The sequence below is a fragment of the Shinella sp. WSC3-e genome (assembly GCF_945994535.1).
GTDB classification, from domain to species: Bacteria; Pseudomonadota; Alphaproteobacteria; order Rhizobiales; family Rhizobiaceae; genus Shinella; species Shinella yambaruensis.
Map to the genome: position 1 here is coordinate 4,269,021 of NZ_OZ000530.1, position 15,028 is coordinate 4,284,048.

At 65.2% G+C, this 15,028-nt stretch carries 15 protein-coding genes; 12 read left to right on the top strand and 3 right to left on the bottom strand.

The window, feature by feature from the left end:
* The first annotated feature begins 21 nt into the window (after nucleotides 1–21).
* The 10 genes from AABF56_RS20930 (at nucleotide 22) to trmB (ending at nucleotide 10,125) form a co-directional block, all read left to right on the top strand.
* Nucleotides 22–447 carry a Fur family transcriptional regulator gene (locus tag AABF56_RS20930; RefSeq protein WP_244767258.1) on the top strand — a complete coding sequence of 142 codons (426 nt, stop codon included), beginning with the start codon at nucleotides 22–24 and terminating at the stop codon, nucleotides 445–447.
* A 250-nt stretch (nucleotides 448–697) separates the two neighbouring features.
* Nucleotides 698–1,486: a lysophospholipid acyltransferase family protein gene (locus AABF56_RS20935; RefSeq protein ID WP_272804235.1), complete on the top strand. Its 789-nt coding sequence runs from the start codon at nucleotides 698–700 to the stop codon at nucleotides 1,484–1,486.
* Between the two features lie 56 nt (nucleotides 1,487–1,542).
* On the top strand, nucleotides 1,543–2,943 hold the full coding sequence (gene miaB / locus AABF56_RS20940) for a tRNA (N6-isopentenyl adenosine(37)-C2)-methylthiotransferase MiaB (RefSeq protein ID WP_272804236.1): 1,401 nt from the start codon (nucleotides 1,543–1,545) through the stop codon (nucleotides 2,941–2,943).
* Nucleotides 2,944–2,970: 27 nt separating this feature from the next.
* Entirely contained in the window at nucleotides 2,971–4,023 is a 1,053-nt protein-coding gene (locus tag AABF56_RS20945; RefSeq protein ID WP_244767261.1) for a PhoH family protein, read from the top strand.
* Nucleotides 4,024–4,040: 17 nt separating this feature from the next.
* Nucleotides 4,041–4,550, top strand: a complete 510-nt coding sequence (ybeY, locus tag AABF56_RS20950) for an rRNA maturation RNase YbeY (protein ID WP_244767262.1) — start codon at nucleotides 4,041–4,043, stop codon at nucleotides 4,548–4,550.
* 9 nt (nucleotides 4,551–4,559) lie between these two features.
* Entirely contained in the window at nucleotides 4,560–5,711 is a 1,152-nt protein-coding gene (locus AABF56_RS20955; protein ID WP_272804237.1) for a hemolysin family protein, read from the top strand.
* A 112-nt stretch (nucleotides 5,712–5,823) separates the two neighbouring features.
* Nucleotides 5,824–7,407, top strand: a complete 1,584-nt coding sequence (gene lnt, locus AABF56_RS20960; protein ID WP_272804238.1) for an apolipoprotein N-acyltransferase — start codon at nucleotides 5,824–5,826, stop codon at nucleotides 7,405–7,407.
* A 148-nt stretch (nucleotides 7,408–7,555) separates the two neighbouring features.
* Nucleotides 7,556–7,975: a helix-turn-helix domain-containing protein gene (locus AABF56_RS20965; protein WP_064328645.1), complete on the top strand. Its 420-nt coding sequence runs from the start codon at nucleotides 7,556–7,558 to the stop codon at nucleotides 7,973–7,975.
* 202 nt (nucleotides 7,976–8,177) lie between these two features.
* Nucleotides 8,178–9,416 (top strand): methionine adenosyltransferase, encoded by a 1,239-nt coding sequence (gene metK / locus AABF56_RS20970; protein ID WP_272804239.1) that lies wholly within the window; start codon nucleotides 8,178–8,180, stop codon nucleotides 9,414–9,416.
* A 7-nt stretch (nucleotides 9,417–9,423) separates the two neighbouring features.
* Nucleotides 9,424–10,125: a tRNA (guanosine(46)-N7)-methyltransferase TrmB gene (gene trmB / locus AABF56_RS20975; protein WP_272804240.1), complete on the top strand. Its 702-nt coding sequence runs from the start codon at nucleotides 9,424–9,426 to the stop codon at nucleotides 10,123–10,125.
* An 18-nt stretch (nucleotides 10,126–10,143) separates the two neighbouring features.
* Here the strand turns inward: trmB and AABF56_RS20980 are convergent, their stop codons facing one another.
* On the bottom strand, nucleotides 10,144–10,401 hold the full coding sequence (locus tag AABF56_RS20980) for a BQ00720 family protein (protein WP_064332367.1): 258 nt from the start codon (nucleotides 10,399–10,401) through the stop codon (nucleotides 10,144–10,146).
* A 123-nt stretch (nucleotides 10,402–10,524) separates the two neighbouring features.
* Nucleotides 10,525–10,956: an Hsp20 family protein gene (locus tag AABF56_RS20985; RefSeq protein ID WP_272804241.1), complete on the bottom strand. Its 432-nt coding sequence runs from the start codon at nucleotides 10,954–10,956 to the stop codon at nucleotides 10,525–10,527.
* A gap of 184 nt (nucleotides 10,957–11,140) precedes the next feature.
* Between AABF56_RS20985 and AABF56_RS20990 the strand changes: the two genes are divergently transcribed.
* Complete coding sequence (locus AABF56_RS20990; protein ID WP_272804242.1) at nucleotides 11,141–12,082, top strand: nucleoside hydrolase; 942 nt, start codon at nucleotides 11,141–11,143, stop codon at nucleotides 12,080–12,082.
* Nucleotides 12,082–12,441, top strand: a complete 360-nt coding sequence (locus tag AABF56_RS20995; RefSeq protein WP_272804243.1) for a hypothetical protein — start codon at nucleotides 12,082–12,084, stop codon at nucleotides 12,439–12,441. Before AABF56_RS20990 ends, AABF56_RS20995 begins: the two co-directional genes overlap by 1 nt.
* Nucleotides 12,442–12,543: 102 nt before the next feature.
* Here AABF56_RS20995 and AABF56_RS21000 read toward each other — a convergent pair whose 3' ends face one another.
* Nucleotides 12,544–14,880, bottom strand: coding sequence for a methyl-accepting chemotaxis protein (locus AABF56_RS21000; protein WP_272804244.1), 2,337 nt, complete (start codon nucleotides 14,878–14,880; stop codon nucleotides 12,544–12,546).
* Between the last annotated feature and the right edge of the window lie 148 nt (nucleotides 14,881–15,028).

Below are 15,028 nucleotides of genomic sequence, written 5' to 3' on the forward strand. Positions count from 1 at the left end.
AACGGAAGAGGGCTGGATCGCATGTCGGATGTCGAGAAATCGCTGGAAGAGCTTTGTGTCGAGCGCGGCATGCGCATGACCGAGCAGCGCCGCGTGATCGCGCGCGTGCTGGAGGCCTCGGCCGATCACCCGGACGTGGAGGAGCTCTATCGCCGCTCGTCGGCCGTCGATTCGCGCATTTCCATCTCCACCGTCTACCGCACGGTCAAGCTCTTCGAGGATGCCGGCATCATCGAGCGCCACGATTTCCGCGACGGCCGCTCGCGCTACGAGACCGTGCCGGACGAGCACCACGACCACCTGATCGACCTGAAGAGCGGCGAGGTCATCGAGTTCCACTCGCCCGAGATCGAGGCCCTGCAGGAGCGCATCGCGCGCGAGCACGGCTTCAAGCTGGTCGACCACCGCCTCGAACTCTACGGCATTCCGCTCAAGGAGGGCGAGTGAGGCGGCCCATGACCGTTCGCTTCAGGCTGCTGCATCCGGTACCGCGGCACCCCCCTCTGCCCTGCCGGGCATCCCCCCCTCAAGGGGGGAGATCGACAAGACGCGAAAACCTCGTTCAATCAGCACCGCTGGAGAGGGGGGAGACGATTCCCCATCCAATCTCCCCCCTTGAGGGGGAGATGCCCTGCCGGGCAGAGGGGGGAAGCCACCTTTCATCAAGGCCGGTTTTCTCCCAGCGACCGGTGCCCCTTTGATCGTCTGGCTGCGTCTTGCCGTCGCTTTCCTCGTGCTTAGCGCGGTGACGGCCGTCTTGCTGCCCGTCCAGCTCGTCGGCCTGCGCTTCAACCTGAAAGTCCGCCGCCGTCTGCCGCGCCTCTGGCACCGTGTCGCCTGCTGGGTGCTCGGCCTCCGGGTGCGGGTGCATGGCACGCTGGAGGCGAAACGGCCGTTGCTGCTTGCCTCCAACCATGTCTCCTGGAAGGACATCCTGGTGCTCGGCTCGGTGGCCGATGTGGTCTACATCGCCAAATCCGAGGTGCGCGGCTGGCCGGTCTTCGGCATCCTCGCCCGCCTCCAGGCGACGATCTTCGTGGAACGCGACCAGCGCCGGAAGACCGGCGACCAGGTCGACGAGATCGCGCGGCGGCTGACGGCCGGCGAGATCGTCGTGCTCTTCCCGGAGGGCACGACTTCGGACGGCAACCGCCTGCTGGAGATCAAGACCTCGCTCTTCGGCGCGGCCGCCTCCGCGGTGCCGCACGCGCCGGGCGGTGTCGTGCATATCCAGCCGGTCTCGATCGCCTATACCGGCGTGCACGGCATGGCCATGGGGCGCTTCCATCGACCGCTCGCCGCCTGGCCGGGCGATATCGAGCTCCTGCCGCATCTCCTCGGCGTCGCGCGCGAGGGGGCGGTGGATGTCGATGTCGATTTCGGCGAGCGGGTGGACTATTCCCGCAGCAGCAACCGCAAGCAGGTCAGCCGCACGGTCGAGGCACGCATTCGCGCCATGCTGGGCGCGCGCTTGCGCGGCCGATAGTCCGGGGAACGTGACAGGGCTTCATTTTCCGGGGCTTTTCCACTATGGAAGCGGCCATGAGCGAACAATCCCTCCTTCCGCCCGAAGCCGGCGCCACGCCGAACGCGCGTCCGAACACCCGCAAGGTCTTCGTGAAGACCTACGGCTGTCAGATGAACGTCTATGACAGCGACCGCATGACGGATGCGCTGTCGAAGGACGGCTACCAGGCGACGGACGTCCTGGAGGAAGCCGACCTCGTTCTTCTCAACACCTGTCATATCCGCGAGAAGGCGGCGGAAAAGGTCTATTCCGAGCTCGGCCGCCTGCGCGAGATGAAGAAGGCGCGCGCCAAGGACGGCCGCGAAATGGTGATCGGCGTCACCGGCTGCGTCGCCCAGGCCGAGGGTAGAGAAATCCTGCGCCGCGCGCCGGCAGTCGACCTGGTGGTCGGCCCGCAGACCTATCACCGCCTGCCGGACGCGCTGCGCCGCGCCAAGGGCGGCGAGCGCGTCGTCGAGACCGACTATGCCATCGAGGACAAGTTCGAGCATCTTCCCGCGCCGGAAAAGGCGAAGACCCGGGCCCGCGGCGTCACCGCCTTCCTGACGGTGCAGGAAGGCTGCGACAAGTTCTGCACCTTCTGCGTGGTGCCCTATACGCGCGGTTCGGAAGTCTCGCGCCCGGTTTCGCAGATCGTCTCGGAGGCCGAGCGCCTTGTCGAAGGCGGCGTGCGCGAGATCACCCTGCTCGGCCAGAACGTCAACGCCTGGCACGGCCTCGGTCCGGACGGCCGCGAATGGGGCCTTGGCGACCTCCTCTACCGGCTCGCCGGTATCAAGGGCCTCGCGCGCCTGCGTTATACGACCAGCCACCCGCGCGACATGGACGACCGCCTGATCGAAGCCCATCGCGACCTGCCGGCGCTGATGCCCTATCTGCACCTGCCGGTCCAGTCGGGCTCCGATCGCATCCTGAAAGCGATGAACCGGCGCCACACGGCGGCCGAGTATATCGCCCTCATCGAGCGCATCCGCGCGGTCCAGCCGGAACTGGCGATCTCGGGCGATTTCATCGTCGGCTTCCCCGGCGAGAGCGACCGGGACTTCGAGGACACGATGCGCCTCATCGAGACGGTCGGTTATGCACAGGCATTTTCCTTCAAGTATTCCATACGCCCGGGCACGCCCGGCGCGGAGATGGACGGCCATGTCGCGGAAGACGTGAAGTCGGAACGCCTTGAAAGATTGCAGGCTTTGCTGTTTCAGCAGCAGCGCGAATTCGCCCGCGGCTGCGTCGGCAAGGAGATCGACCTGCTCCTGGAGAAGCCCGGCCGCATGCCCGGCCAGCTCGTCGGCCGCTCGCCTTGGCTGCAGCCTGTGAATGTTGATGCAAAAGCGTCTGAAATCGGTGACATTATCCGGGTACGAATCACCGATACCGGGCCCAACAGCCTTTTCGCGCAAGCGATCGGTTGACGGGCGGATCGCAAGGAGCCTGACCGCTTGAACGGACACGAATTGACGACGTCATCGCCGCGCCAGTCGAAAAAAGAGACCGACGCCAATCACTTCGTGCTGACCTTCGAGAACAATCGATACGCAAGCGAGCTGTTCGGCCAGTTCGATCAGAACCTGAAGCTGCTGGAGCAGCGTCTCGGCATCGATGCGCGTGCGCGGGGCAATTCCATCTCCATTTCCGGCGACGTGGTGGCGACCAACCAGGCCCGCCACGCCCTCGATTACCTTTACGACCGGCTTCAGAAGGGAGGCTCGATCGAGCTTTCCGACGTGGAGGGCGCGATCCGCATGGCGATCGCCGCGGACGACCAGCTTTCCCTGCCGACGATGGAGCGCAAGGCCAAGCTCACCATGTCGCAGATCTCCACCCGCAAGAAGACCATCGTTGCCCGCACCCCGATGCAGGATACCTATATCCGCGCGCTGGAGCGGTCCGAGCTCGTCTTCGGCGTCGGCCCGGCCGGCACGGGCAAGACCTATCTCGCCGTCGCCCATGCCGCCCAGCTCCTGGAGCGCGGCGCGGTCGACCGCATCATCCTGTCGCGTCCGGCCGTCGAGGCCGGCGAGCGTCTCGGCTTCCTGCCCGGCGACATGAAGGAGAAGGTCGATCCGTATCTGCGTCCGCTCTATGACGCGCTCTACGACATGATGCCGGGCGACAAGGTCGAACGCGCCATCACCGCCGGCGTCATCGAGATCGCGCCGCTCGCCTTCATGCGCGGCCGCACGCTCGCCAACGCCGCGGTCATCCTCGACGAGGCGCAGAACACGACCTCCATGCAGATGAAGATGTTCCTGACGCGTCTGGGTGAGAACGGCCGCATGATCGTCACGGGCGATCCGAGCCAGGTCGACCTGCCGCGTGGCGTCAAGTCGGGCCTTGTCGAAGCGCTGCAGATCCTCAAGGGCGTCGAGGGCGTTTCGGTTGTCCGCTTCAAGGACGCCGATGTCGTGCGCCACCCCATGGTCGCCCGCATCGTCCGGGCCTATGAAGCCCAGACAGCGGTGCAGGACGAAAGCGAGCAGATGGACCGCTGAGGCGGCTCAAAATTCTGATGAGCGAACTCGATATCCAGATTTCCGTCGAAGACGGCGCATGGCCTTCGGAAGAGCGCCTGCGCGAGATCAGCGAACGTGCGCTCGGCGCGGCCGCAGGTTTCCTCCGGCGGGAGGAAAGGCAGCCCTTCCCGAAGACGGGCGCCCCGGAGGTCTCCCTCGTCTTCACCAGCGACGGGGAGATCCGCGGCATCAACGCGCAATGGCGCAGCCAGGACAAGCCGACCAATGTCCTGTCCTTCCCGGCCTTTCCGCTGACGCCCGGAAAAATGCCGGGGCCGATGCTCGGCGATATCATTTTTGCCGAGGAAACGCTGGCCCGCGAGGCGGCGGATCTCGGCAAGTCTTTCGACGATCATCTCACGCACCTGCTGGTGCATGGATTTCTGCATCTCTTCGGCTATGATCACATGGACGACGAGGAAGCGGAAAAAATGGAGGGGCTGGAGACTCGCATTCTTGCCGAGCTTGGCCTATCTGACCCGTACGGGGATGACCCCGATGAATAGTTTGGACCAATGAGCGACTTTAGAAACCAGTCCGTAGAAACGGAAAAGAGTGAGGCGGACGCCTCAAGTCAGGACGAGGCGGGCAGTAGTAGCAGCGCGCCGAAGCAGGAAAGCGGGGGCCGGACATCCTTCTGGTCCCGCGCCGCACGGCTTTGGCGCATGACGGGTGCCTCCAGCCTGCGCAAGGACCTCGCCGACGCCCTGATGACGGAAGAGAGCGGCGGCGAGCCGACCTTCCTGCCCGAAGAGCGGGCGATGCTGCACAACATTCTTCGCTTCCGCGAGGTGCGGGTCGAGGACGTCATGGTGCCGCGCGCCGATATCGAGGCCGTCGACCAGGACATCACGATCGCCGAGCTGATGGTGATCTTCGAGGATTCCGGCCGCTCGCGCATGCCGGTCTACAATGAGAGCCTCGATGATCCGCGCGGCATGGTTCATATCCGCGACCTGCTCGCCTATGTCACCAAGCAGGCACGCAACAAGCGCCGCACCGGTGCAAAACCGGCTCCCGCCAATGGCGAGAAGCCGACCCGCACGCCGAAGGCCGAATTCGACCTCGGCCGTGTCGATCTGTCGAAGACCGTCGCCGAAGCCGGCATCATCCGCCAGGTTCTCTTCGTGCCGCCCTCCATGCTCGCCGCCGACCTGATGGCGCGCATGCAGGCCGACCGCACGCAGATGGCCCTCGTCATCGACGAATATGGCGGTACGGACGGTCTTGCCTCGCTGGAGGACATCGTCGAGATGGTCGTCGGCGACATCGAGGACGAGCACGACGACGAGGAGGCCATGATCCAGCGCGTCAGCGACGATGTCTTCATCGCCGACGCCCGCGTCGAGCTGGAGGAGCTGGCGGAAGCCATCGGCCCGGATTTCGACATTCGCGAGCAGCTCGAAGACGCCGATACGCTCGGCGGCCTGATCTTCGCCTCGCTCGGCCGCATCCCGGTGCGGGGCGAGGTGGTGCAGGCGGTGCCGGGCTTCGAGTTCCACGTTCTCGACGCCGATCCGCGCCGCGTCAAGCGGGTGCGCGTCACGCGCAAGCGCGCCGGCTCCGTTCGCCGCCGCGAGCGCAAGCCGGAGGGCGAGGGCCTGCCCCTTGCCGGCGACCGGCCGAAACTGCCGGAACAGCAGAACGACGGGGCGAACGCCGAATAGGCGGACGGCCCCCTTGAAAAATGATCTGCGCCTTGTGCCGCCGTGACGCGGGACAAGGCGCTGGTTTTTTGGAAGACTGGCGCGGCTGATTCGGGGACATGAAGGGGACGGCATGGAGCGGCTTGCGGGCAGGGTCATGCTCCTGTCTGGGACGAGACGGGCGCTTTTGGCATTTCTTGCGGGCCTGATCGGGGTGCTGGCACTGCCGCCCTTCGGTTTCTTCGCAGCGCTGTTCGTCTCCTTTACCGTGCTCGTCTGGTTGCTCGACGGCGCCAGCGCCGCGCCGGAGGCCGGTTTCCTGCGGCGTCTGGCGCCTGCCTTCCGCATCGGCTGGTTTTTCGGCTTCGGCTACTTCGTCGGCGGGCTGTGGTGGCTCGGCAATGCGCTGCTCGTCGAGGCGGATGCCTTTGCCTGGGCGCTGCCGCTTGCCGTCTTCGGCCTGCCGGCCTTCCTTGCTTTCTACTATGGTCTTGCGGCCGCGCTCGCCCGCCTCCTCTGGTCGGACGGCATGGGCCGCATCGCCGCGCTCGCCTTCGCCTTCGGCATTGGCGAATGGCTGCGCGGCACGCTCTTCACCGGCTTTCCCTGGAATGCCGTCGGCTACGGCGCGATGCCCGTGCCGCTGCTCATGCAAGCGGCCGGCGTCGTCGGCATTGCCGGCATGAATGCGCTTGCCGTCTTCGTTTTCGCCGCGCCGGCATTGATCGGCACGCGACGCGGCCGGGGCCCCGGCCTTTCGCTCGCCGTCCTGCTCTTCGCGGCCCAGCTCGGTTACGGCTACTATGCCCTGAACATCGTGCCGGCGCCGGAAGACGAGGCGACCGTCATCCGCCTCGTCCAGCCGGTGATCGACCAGGCGCTAAAGCTCGACGACGGCGCCCGCGCCGAGATCTTCGAGCAGCATCTGGCGCTGAGCGCCGCAAGTCCGGCGGCGGGCGGCAGGAGGCCCGACATCATCGTCTGGCCGGAGACCTCCATCCCCTTCATCGTCACCGACAATCCGGATGCGCTGGTGCGCATCGCGGCCGTGCTGGAGGACGACCAGGCGCTGATCGCCGGCGCCGTGCGCACCGAAAGCGCCGGTTCCGGCAAGGCGCCGCGCTACTACAACTCCATCTATGCCATCGACGGCCGCGGTCAGATCACCGGCGCGGCCGACAAGGTGCATCTCGTTCCCTTCGGCGAGTACATGCCCTTTGCCGATATTTTCGAAAGCCTCGGCGTGGATGCCGTCGCCATGCCGGGCGGCTTTTCCGCCGCCCGCGAGCACCAGCTCCTGAATGCGCTTGGCAAGGGTCTCTATCCGCTGGTTTGCTACGAGGCGATCTTCCCCTCCGAGATCAACGGATCGGCGGAAACGGCCGCTGCTCTGCTGAATGTCACCAACGATGCCTGGTTCGGCAGGACGCCCGGCCCCTACCAGCATTTCCAGCAGGCAAGGCTGCGCGCCGTCGAACGCGGCCTGCCACTGATTCGCGCCGCCAACAACGGTATTTCCGCCGTGGTCGATGCGAAGGGCAGGGTGGTGGAAGGCCTTGCCCATGATGTCCCGGGTTTTGTCGATGCAACTATCCCGGGAAGATTTGCGGCTGCAGACCGGGCAAAGCAGCAGAATTGGTCGTTTCTGATTGTTCTCGGCGTTCTCTTCGCAATGGCGGGCATTTCTAGCATTGGTTTTAGAAACAGGACGAATTGACCAAAAACCCCTAAAATAGCATAGTGCACGCCGCCGGCGGTTCTCCTGTATTGTGGTGACCTTCAGGGTTTGCGCATACAACGTGGCGTTAAGTTTTCGTTAAGGCTGCCGGCAGGGTGGGGCCATTTCTGCGCGTTAGGACACATTGATGATGGAAAACAAGAAGAAGCCGAATCCGATTGATATTCACGTCGGTAGCCGGATCCGGCTTCGCAGGACCATGCTCGGCATGAGTCAGGAGAAGCTGGGCGAAAGCCTCGGCATCACCTTCCAGCAGATCCAGAAATACGAGAAGGGCACGAACCGCGTCGGCGCCAGCCGCCTGCAGAACATTTCGAGCATTCTCAACGTGCCCGTCTCCTTCTTCTTCGAGGATGCGCCGGGTGAACAGGCGGACGCCCAGGCGGGCTTTGCCGAAGCGTCGAGCTCCAACTACGTGGTCGACTTCCTGTCCTCCTCCGAAGGGCTCCAACTCAACCGGGCCTTCGTCAAGATCGGCGATCCCAAGGTCCGCCGCAAGCTCGTGGACCTCGTCAAGGCGCTTGCCGCCGAGGCCGAACTCGAGTGATCTCCGCGTGAGATCTGGAAGAAAAAGGCGGTCCTACGGGGCCGCTTTTCATTTGCGCGCGCTTGTGTCGCGCCCGCGACGACTGCGGCAAAACACCCGGAAAGCCGGGACATAAACATATTCTTATGTCCTTCTGCGCTTGTTTTTCCTCCGCGAACTGAATAACAACGTCGAAGTCCATTTCTTTGAGGGGAATTCCCGCATGCGCAGCAGCTATCTCTTCACCAGCGAGTCCGTCGCCGAGGGTCATCCGGACAAGGTGTGCGACCGCATCTCCGACGAAATCGTCGATCTGGTCTACCGCGAAGCCGTGAAGTCGAAGGTCGATCCGTGGTCGGTCCGTATTGCCTGCGAGACGCTTGCGACGACCAACCGCGTGGTGATCGCCGGTGAAGTGCGCCTGCCGCCGAGCCTGCTGAAGAAGGACAAGGACGGCAACGACGTCATCAACCCCTCCAAGTTCAAGTCGGCCGCCCGCAAGGCGATCCGCGACATCGGCTACGAGCAGGACGGCTTCAACTGGAAGACGGCGAAGATCGACGTGCTGCTGCATTCCCAGTCCGCCGACATCGCCCAGGGCGTCGACAACGCCGCCGACAAGCAGGGCGACGAGGGCGCCGGCGACCAGGGCATCATGTTCGGCTACGCCTGCCGCGAAACCACCGAGCTGATGCCGGCGCCGCTCTACTATTCGCACCGCATCCTCCAGCTTCTCGCCGAAGCTCGCAAGAAGGGCGAGGGCGATGCCGGCAAGCTCGGTCCGGACGCCAAGAGCCAGGTGACCGTGCGCTATGTCGACGGCAAGCCGGCCGATGTCGCCTCCATCGTGCTGTCCACGCAGCATCTCGATGACAGCTGGGATTCCAAGAAGGTCCGCGAGGTCGTGGAACCCTATATCCGCGAGGCGCTGAACGGCCTGAAGATTGCCGACGATTGCTCCTGGTACATCAACCCGACCGGCAAGTTCGTCATCGGCGGCCCGGACGGCGATGCCGGCCTCACCGGCCGCAAGATCATCGTCGACACCTATGGCGGCGCGGCCCCGCATGGCGGCGGCGCCTTCTCCGGCAAGGACACGACTAAGGTAGACCGGTCGGCCGCCTATGCCGCGCGCTACCTCGCCAAGAACGTCGTCGCCGCCGGCCTTGCGGACCGCTGCACGATCCAGCTTTCCTACGCCATCGGCGTCGCCCAGCCGCTCTCGGTCTATGTCGACCTGCACGGCACGGGCAAGGTGAGCGAAGACGCCGTCGAGGCCGCGGTCCGCAAGGTCATGGACCTGTCGCCGTCGGGCATCCGCCGCCACCTCGACCTCAACAAGCCGATCTACGCCAAGACCGCCGCCTACGGTCATTTCGGCCGCAAGGCCGGCCGCGACGGCTCGTTCTCCTGGGAGCGCCTCGACCTCGTCAAGGCCCTCAAGGAAGCGTTGAAGAACTGAGGCCGACATGACGGATGCAGAGCGCCGCAGCCGCGCGAGCGAGGCCTTCTTCGGTCGCCGCAAGGGAAAACCGCTCAGGGAGCGGCAGGCGCAGCATCTTCAGACCGTGCTGCCGGTGCTGAAGGTCGATCTTTCGGCCCCGGCGCCGGCGGACATTGCGGCGCTCTATGATTTCTCGCCGGCCCGGACACGCCTCGAAATCGGCTTCGGCGGCGGGGAGCACCTCATTCATCGTGCGCAGGAAGCGCCCGATACCGCCTTCATCGGCGTCGAACCCTTCGTCAATTCGATGGCGAAGCTGATCGGCAGCGTGGAGGAAACGGGCGCGAAGAATATCCGGCTCTATGACGACGATGCGACGGCGCTGCTGGATTGGCTTCCGGCGGCCTCGATCGATCAGATCGACCTGCTCTATCCGGATCCGTGGCCGAAGAAGAAGCACTGGAAGAGGCGGTTCGTCTCGAAGGTCAATCTCGACCGCTTTGCCCGGGTGCTGAAGCCCGGCGGACTCTTCTGCTTCGCGTCCGACATCGACACCTATGTCAACTGGACGCTGATGCACTGCGGGTCTCATCCCGCTTTCGTGTGGACCGCCGAAAACGCGGTCGACTGGCTGACGCCGTTTGCCGGCTGGCCGGGCACGCGCTACGAGGGCAAGGCCAAGCGCGAGGGCCGCAAGTCGGCCTATCTCACCTTCCGCCGTCTCTGACGGAAGGCTTTTCCGGCATCAGTGCAGGCTGACGGTGCGCAGGTCGTCCTCGGCCGCCTTGTAGAAGGTGCTCGAACGGTTGTCCGTCAGGAGGATCGGCGTGCCGTCGGCGCCGAACAGGGCCCACAGATCCAGGCTCGGGTCGATTTCCGGCGCTTCCGGGAAGACGCGCGAGACTTCGTCGGCCTTCATCTTCCGGATGTAGCCGACTTCGCCGGCGCCGAGATGCGCAAGATCCGCCTTCGAAACGGTGGGGGTTACAGTCTTCAGTCCCATCTTTGCCTCCATGGCAGGGCCGGCCACCGGACGTCCATGGCCACCATGGCCCATCGGTACGTCAGGCGATCAGGTTACGCTTGAAACGTTCCGGCGGGTGTTCCCGCAGGAACGGCTCATGATCTAGTCTGATACGGAAATGTTAATTTTCTTTACCATTCGCACAGGCTCGGGCCGCACGAGATCGACCGCGAGCAGGCCGTTCTTCAGCTCCGCTCCCAAAACGCGCATGCCGTCGGCAAGCACGAAGGTGCGCTGGAACTGGCGGGCCGCAATGCCGCGGTAGAGATAGTCCCGCTCGCCGCTGTCGACCTGGCGGCCGCGGATGACGAGCTGGTTTTCCTCCGTCGTCACATCGAGCTCGTCTTCGGAAAAACCCGCGACGGCAAGGGTGATACGCAGCCGTTCCGGTGCGCCTGTCTCGCCGTTCGGCCGCAGCCGCTCGATATTGTATGGGGGATAGCCATCATTGCCCTTGGCGATGCGCTCAAGGGTCTTTTCCATGGCATCGAAGCCCAGAAGCAGCGGGCTCGTGAAAGGGGTCATGCGTGACATGCGTCTAGTCCTTGGCTTTCAAGCGACTTCGGCGGGACCCGACCTCGGCATCCCGATGGCTGCAATATGGGGATTGCCGGCGCAGGGCGCAAGACGCTTGCGAATGGCGATTTCGCAAATATAGTCGCCGCTTCGCCCGCGTAAGGCGGGCCAAGAACAGAACCAGCGAGGAAACGGAGACGGCATGTCTGAGCCACGGAAAATCATCATCGACACGGATCCCGGCCAGGACGATGCCGCCGCGATCATGCTGGCGCTCGGCAGCCCCGAACTCGATATCCTCGGCATCACCACCGTCGCCGGCAACGTGCCGCTGGCGCGCACCTCCAGCAATGCCCGCATCATCCTGGAATTCTGCTCCCGCACCGACGTGAAGGTCTATGCCGGCGCCGACAGGCCGATCGCCCGCCCGCTGGTCACCGCCGAGCATGTGCACGGCAAGTCCGGCCTCGACGGCCCGGAACTGCACGAGCCGCAGATGCCGCTGGAGGCCCGGCATGCCGTGGATTTCATCATCGAGACGCTGCGGCGCGAACCGGCCGGCACGGTGACGCTCTGCACGCTCGGCCCGCTGACGAACATCGCGACGGCGCTGGAGAAGGCGCCGGACATCGCCGGCCGCGTGCGCGAATTGGTCATGATGGGCGGCGGCTTCTTCGAGGGTGGCAACATCACGCCGGCTGCAGAATTCAACATCTATGTCGATCCGGAAGCGGCTGCCGCCGTCTTCAGGTCCGGCATCCCGATCGTCATGATGCCGCTCGACGTCACCCACAAGGTGCTGACGCTGAAGAGCCGCGTCGCCAGGCTGCGCGAGATCGGCAGCCGCCCCGCCAAGGCCCTCGTCGAGATGCTTGATTTCTTCGAGCGTTTCGACGTCGAAAAATACGGCTCCGACGGCGGCCCGCTGCACGATCCGACGGTCATCGCCTATCTCCTGAAGCCGGAGTTGTTCTCCGGCCGCGACTGCAATGTGGAGATCGAGACCGCCTCGCCGCTCACGACAGGCATGACGGTGGTCGACTGGTGGCAGGTCACTGGCCGCAAGCACAATGCGCGGGTGATGAAGGACGTCGATGCCGACGGCTTCTTCGCTCTTCTCGCCGAGCGCGTCGGCCGTCTCTGATGCGTGGCCCCCGCAGCGCCGGGCCGGGCGCCGAAGGTCGTTTCCACACGGAGATGATGGGCCTTTACGACCGCTTCGCGGCGCTCGGCTTCCGCCCGGTCCTCCTGCGCCGCTTCGTGCTGCTCAACGGCGGCGTGGCGGCGGCGAAGGAACTCGTCTTCAAGCCCGGCACGACCGGGCTGGAACGGCTGCTCGACGCGGGCAAGGCCGAGCTTTCCATGGAGGCGCTGATGCTGCGGCCCGAATACCGGAGCCTGTTTTCCGACCTGGAACTGAAGGAGGCTTCGCAGCGCCTCGCCAGCGCCAGCCGTTCGCGCTCCCGCGGCCGGCTCCAGGCAAAGCCGACGGAGCGGACATAGCCCTTGCCGGCACGGCTGTCCCCGTCATCCGCCTGCAATCCGTTCCTCCCCGAAACAAAAAGGCCGGTGTCTCCACCGGCCTTTTTCGTCATTCGGTCCGTCTCAGAACTCTTCCCAGTCGTCCTGCGCCAGCGCCGTGTTGCCGGCGACCTGCGGCATGGCGCGGGCCGCGGCGCGCGGCGCCTGGTAGGCGGCGCGCTGCGGCTGGACGTCGTGGCGGGTCGCCTGCTGCACGGGCTGGGCAGAGGCCACGGCGGTGTTTCCGGCGCGGAAGCGGGCGACGAGCGACTTCAGCGTCTGGGCCTCGTCGTTCAGCGCCATGGAGGCGGCGGTGGTCTCCTCCACCATCGCGGCGTTCTGCTGCGTCACCTGGTCCATCTGGTTGACGGCCGCGTTGATCTCCTTGAGGCCGACGGCCTGTTCGGAGGCGGATGAGGAGATCTGGCGGATGAGGCCGTTGATCTGGATGACCTGCTCTGCGATGTTCTCCAGCGCGCTGCCGGCCTTGCCGACGAGATCGACGCCCTCGCGGACCTGTACCTCGGAGGTGTTGATCAGCGTCTTGATCTCCTTGGCGGCATTGGCCGAGCGCTGGGCAAGCTCTCGCACCTCCTGGGCGACGACGGCAAAACCTTTGCCGGCTTCACCTGCACGGGCGGCCTCGACACCGGCATTCAATGCCAGCAGGTTCGTCTGGAAGGCGATGTCGTCGATCACGCCGATGATGTTGGAGATTTCCCGCGAGGAGTGCTCGATGCCGTGCATGGCGCCGATCGCCTTCTGCACGACCTCGCCGGACTTGCTGGCGTCGTCGCTGGCCGTTTCCACCGACTTGGCGGCGACGCGGGCGTTTTCCGCGCTGGAATTGACCTGCGAGGTGAGCTGGTCGAGGGCGGCCGCCGTCTCTTCCAGGCTTGCCGCCTGCTGTTCGGTGCGGTGCGAGAGATCGGCCGCGCCCTTGGATATCTCGCCCGTGCCGCCGCCGATATTGCCGACCGAGGCATTGACCGTCTGGATCGTCTCCTCGAGGCTGGCGATCGCCGAGTTGAAGTCGTTCTTGAGCTTGCCGTATTCGCCCGGGAAATCGCCGGAGAGACGGAAGGTCAGGTTGCCCGAGGAAAGCTGGGCAAGGCCGTCGCCGAGGCGGGCGACGATGTCGCGCTGGAGGGCGCTCGATTCGGCGCGCTCGGCTTCCGAGCGGTTGCGCTCGGCCTCGGTCAGCTGGCGCTGGTTGTCGGCCTCGGTTTCGAGGCGCTTGGTGTCGGCGAGCTGGTGGCGGAACCCTTCCAGCGCCTTGGCGACCGAGCCGGTCTCGTCCGACCGCTCCTGGCCGGCGATCGGCTGGGTATAGACGCCGCTGCTGAGCGTCGCGACGCCGGAAACGAGGCCGGCGAGCGGCTTTTGCACGAAGAAGCGCACGGCGAAGTAGAGGCCGGCGAGAACGGCGCCGAGAACGATCAGGCCGCCGAGGATCATCATGCGGGTCTGGTCGTCGACCGGTGCGTTGATCGCGGCGCGCGGCACGTCGACCAGCACGACCCAGGTCGTGTTGATGTCCGGCAGCGCGAAGGGGTAGACGACGCGGTCGAAGGCGGCGAGCTCGTCGAAGGAGAGGTTTTCGATACGGCCGGTCTTGCCCGTCGCAAGCGCCTCCTTGATGATGTCGGCGCCGCCGCCGTCATAGTCCGTCATCAGGAGATCTGCGTTCGGCGCAACGATCCACTTGCCGGTTTGCGACAGCAGCATGACGCGGCCTTCGCCGAAGGGCTTCAGCTGGCTGAGCTTCTCGTTCAGCGTCTTCAGGGAAACGTCGACGCCGGTGACGCCGATCAGCCTGCCGCCCGGGGCGACCGGAAAGGCGATGGAGGCCATGGTGAAGCCTTCGCCGGTCGAGCTTTCCTTGTAGGGCTGGCTCATGGCGCCCTTGCCGCTGCCGGCGGCCAGCGAATACCATTCGGCCTTGTAGTCGGATTCGAAGGTGGAGAGCGCGATGGAGCCATCCTTGCGCTTCGTCCAGTACGGGTTGAACGAGCCGTCCTTGAACGTGCCGGTTTCCAGCTGTTCGGCCGTCTCGCGCGACTTGCCGTCGAAGGCGTTCGGCTCCTCGGCAAACCAGCTGCCGAGCGCGAAGCTGTTCTTTTCCGCGTTCGCCTTGATGATATCCACGACTTCCTTGCGGTCGAAGTGCCCGCCCGCATGACCCTGTTCGATCACGCCCGCCATGGAGCGCGCGGCGCTGGCGAGCTGGCCGATATCGGTCGCGATGTCGGCGGCGATCGCCTTCGCCTCGGTATCGGCTTCGGAATAGACGAGAGCGGCGACGCGGCTCTGCGTCTGGCCGATGAGTACGGTGTTGGAGGCGAGCATCACCAGGGCGATGGTGCCGCCGGTGACCGCGATGAGCTTCGTCGCAAGCGACTTGGCCTGGAACTTGAACATAAAAACCTCACGATGAGAGACGTCCGCGGCGGGCACCGCGGAGGAGCACAGTCGTTTGCGGGGGGGCTCCATCATGGAGGGCACGGCGCGCAACCAGCGCCAGAGATGGCCGGTCTCAAGGGCCGGAATCTGAAGATTTCAGTAACCC

Bases quoted from the DNA above. Each gene is read 5' to 3' on its own strand.
- ybeY (WP_244767262.1), top strand. From the start codon at position 4,041: ATGAGCGAACTCGATATCCAGATTTCCGTCGAAGACGGCGCATGGCCT.
- AABF56_RS20930 (WP_244767258.1), top strand. From the start codon at position 22: ATGTCGGATGTCGAGAAATCGCTGGAAGAGCTTTGTGTCGAGCGCGGC.
- AABF56_RS21000 (WP_272804244.1), bottom strand. From the start codon at position 14,880: ATGTTCAAGTTCCAGGCCAAGTCGCTTGCGACGAAGCTCATCGCGGTC.
- metK (WP_272804239.1), top strand. From the start codon at position 8,178: ATGCGCAGCAGCTATCTCTTCACCAGCGAGTCCGTCGCCGAGGGTCAT.
- AABF56_RS20985 (WP_272804241.1), bottom strand. From the start codon at position 10,956: ATGTCACGCATGACCCCTTTCACGAGCCCGCTGCTTCTGGGCTTCGAT.
- AABF56_RS20965 (WP_064328645.1), top strand. From the start codon at position 7,556: ATGATGGAAAACAAGAAGAAGCCGAATCCGATTGATATTCACGTCGGT.
- AABF56_RS20955 (WP_272804237.1), top strand. From the start codon at position 4,560: ATGAGCGACTTTAGAAACCAGTCCGTAGAAACGGAAAAGAGTGAGGCG.
- AABF56_RS20990 (WP_272804242.1), top strand. From the start codon at position 11,141: ATGTCTGAGCCACGGAAAATCATCATCGACACGGATCCCGGCCAGGAC.
- AABF56_RS20980 (WP_064332367.1), bottom strand. From the start codon at position 10,401: ATGGGACTGAAGACTGTAACCCCCACCGTTTCGAAGGCGGATCTTGCG.
- lnt (WP_272804238.1), top strand. From the start codon at position 5,824: ATGGAGCGGCTTGCGGGCAGGGTCATGCTCCTGTCTGGGACGAGACGG.
- trmB (WP_272804240.1), top strand. From the start codon at position 9,424: ATGACGGATGCAGAGCGCCGCAGCCGCGCGAGCGAGGCCTTCTTCGGT.
- miaB (WP_272804236.1), top strand. From the start codon at position 1,543: ATGAGCGAACAATCCCTCCTTCCGCCCGAAGCCGGCGCCACGCCGAAC.
- AABF56_RS20995 (WP_272804243.1), top strand. From the start codon at position 12,082: ATGCGTGGCCCCCGCAGCGCCGGGCCGGGCGCCGAAGGTCGTTTCCAC.